The 2,056-nt window shown below is 31.6% G+C and carries 2 protein-coding genes and 1 pseudogene; all 3 read left to right on the plus strand.

The window, feature by feature from the left end:
- Window positions 1-251: pseudogene (locus tag V7183_RS24910) on the plus strand (ElyC/SanA/YdcF family protein); the annotation flags it as partial.
- Between the two features lie 467 nt (window positions 252-718).
- Window positions 719-919, plus strand: a complete 201-nt coding sequence (locus V7183_RS24915; protein WP_098212077.1) for a hypothetical protein — start codon at window positions 719-721, stop codon at window positions 917-919.
- Window positions 920-1,092: 173 nt separating this feature from the next.
- Complete coding sequence (locus V7183_RS24920) at window positions 1,093-1,974, plus strand: aminoglycoside 6-adenylyltransferase (protein WP_335361207.1); 882 nt, start codon at window positions 1,093-1,095, stop codon at window positions 1,972-1,974.
- The last annotated feature ends 82 nt before the right edge of the window (window positions 1,975-2,056 follow it).

The following is a 2,056-nucleotide window of genomic DNA, read 5'->3' on the forward strand; positions in this document are numbered from 1 at the left end:
ATAACTTAAAAAATGCGAAGCAGGTCGGTATGGATAATGGGCTACATACGTACACGATTGTGAGTGATCCTCTTCATATGAAACGAGCGATGCGAATTGCAAAGCATATTGGGATGGATGCATACGCCTCACCAACCCCAACATCAGCATATAAAACATTAGATACAGAAATTCCTTTCTTTTTTAAAGAATTATGTTCGTATATTGGATATGTTACTTCGTTGCCAATACGTGCATTGAAAGGTGAGTAAAGAATTTGTAGTGACAGAAACAGTAATGTGCTTTGAAATGGAGATTTCTATTGAGAAATGCGTAAAAAAAGATTCCTAATATAGAAGGATAGGCAAGGTGATTTGTTTTTACCTTATCTATCCTTTTTGTCGTGTCATTCATAATTTAATCAGGGAGCTCATAGAGCATTTCTATTGTGTACTAATAATAAAGTCGTTTCTGTAGTGCTTAAAGAAAAGAATCCATTTTGAATAATCTTTTTTCAAAATGGATTTCTTTTTGTTTATTGTTAAACAAAGGGTTTAGACCATTATTTTAATCAAACTTTTTTACAAAGTTACATTTAGTGAAGTGGTCCATATGAATGAATTTATGGTAAAATTAGGTTATTAGATTACGACTTACAATACGAAATCTAATATAACGCTGCTCCACAAATGCTAGAAACGGAAAATAGGAAAAGTGAATAGTTTTGGAGGTTCCATATATGAGTAAGAATAAGAGAAATATGATGATTTCATTTGTAATATCCGTTATGTTCATTATTTTAAGTATTATACCGATAAGCGGTAATCGATACGTATACGCTATTTTAAAAATTGGAGCGATTGCAGGGGTGATTAATATGATTGTAATGAGTACTTTCTTATATTTTCAACGCAAAAAAATGAAGCATTTGCTTCACTAATTTAGAGCTGTAGCATTATAAAAAAGCTAGCTCTAAATAGGGAAGGAAGGTTAGATGAAAAAAAACTTAAATAAATTATAAATTATAATTATTAGATTAGGTTCATATCATCCACGAGCTCCTCCATTTTGAATTTTTCATGTAAAGCTAACTATATATCGGAGGGGAATTCAATGAGAAATGAACAAGAAATGATAGATCTTATAATAAACATCGCCAAAGAGGATGAACGTATTCGAGCAGTCTACATGAATGGTTCAAGAACAAACCCTAATGTACCAAAAGATATTTTTCAAGACTATGATGTTGTTTATGTTGTAACAGAAACAGCATCTTTTATAAAAGATAAGACATGGATTAATGCTTTTGGAGATTTAATCATGATGCAAGAACCGGACAAAAGTGATTTTGGTAGGGAAATTGTTTTCGACTTCACTAGATCTTATGGTTTTTTAATGCTCTTTACAGATGGAAATCGCATAGATCTTCGTATCCAAACAAAAGAAGTCGTGCTGGAAGAGTATGAAAAAGATAAGCTCACTATTCCCTTAATGGATAAAGATAATTTTCTGCCAACAATCCCTTATCCTACTGATATAGATTACTATGTCAAAAAGCCATCCAAAGGTGAATACGATAGCTATACAAACGAATTTTGGTGGTGTTTACAAAACGTTGCAAAAGGAATTTGGCGTGATGAACTCCCATATGCAAAACTAATGTTTGAATATACGACGAGAGATTCTTTGGATAAGATGGTTACTTGGTGGATTGGGATACAAGAAGATTTTCAAGTTTCACCAGGAAAGTTAGGGAAATATTTTAAGGAGTATCTTCCAGAATCATATTGGAAAATGTACAAAGAAACCTATTCTAATTCTGATTATGCGAATATATGGGAATCAATATTTATTACTTGTGAATTATTTAGAATCTTATCTAAAGATGTCGCTGAACATTTTAATTTCACATATCCAATTGATGATGATAGAAACATGACTAAATACCTTAAACATGTTAGAAATTTACCTTCTGATGCAAAGGAAATATTTTAAAAAATGGATGCACCCTGCAAAATTAGTAGGGTGCTTATTCCATTAACGGGTATTATCGATTATTTAATCAAACTTTATTTCA

Origin of the sequence: Bacillus sp. JJ1127 (assembly GCF_036965845.1) — a bacterium.
Classification (GTDB): Bacteria; Bacillota; Bacilli; order Bacillales; family Bacillaceae_G; genus Bacillus_A.

Coding starts and splice junctions, on each gene's coding strand:
- V7183_RS24915 (WP_098212077.1), top strand. CDS start 719: ATGAGTAAGAATAAGAGAAATATGATGATTTCATTTGTAATATCCGTT.
- V7183_RS24920 (WP_335361207.1), top strand. CDS start 1,093: ATGAGAAATGAACAAGAAATGATAGATCTTATAATAAACATCGCCAAA.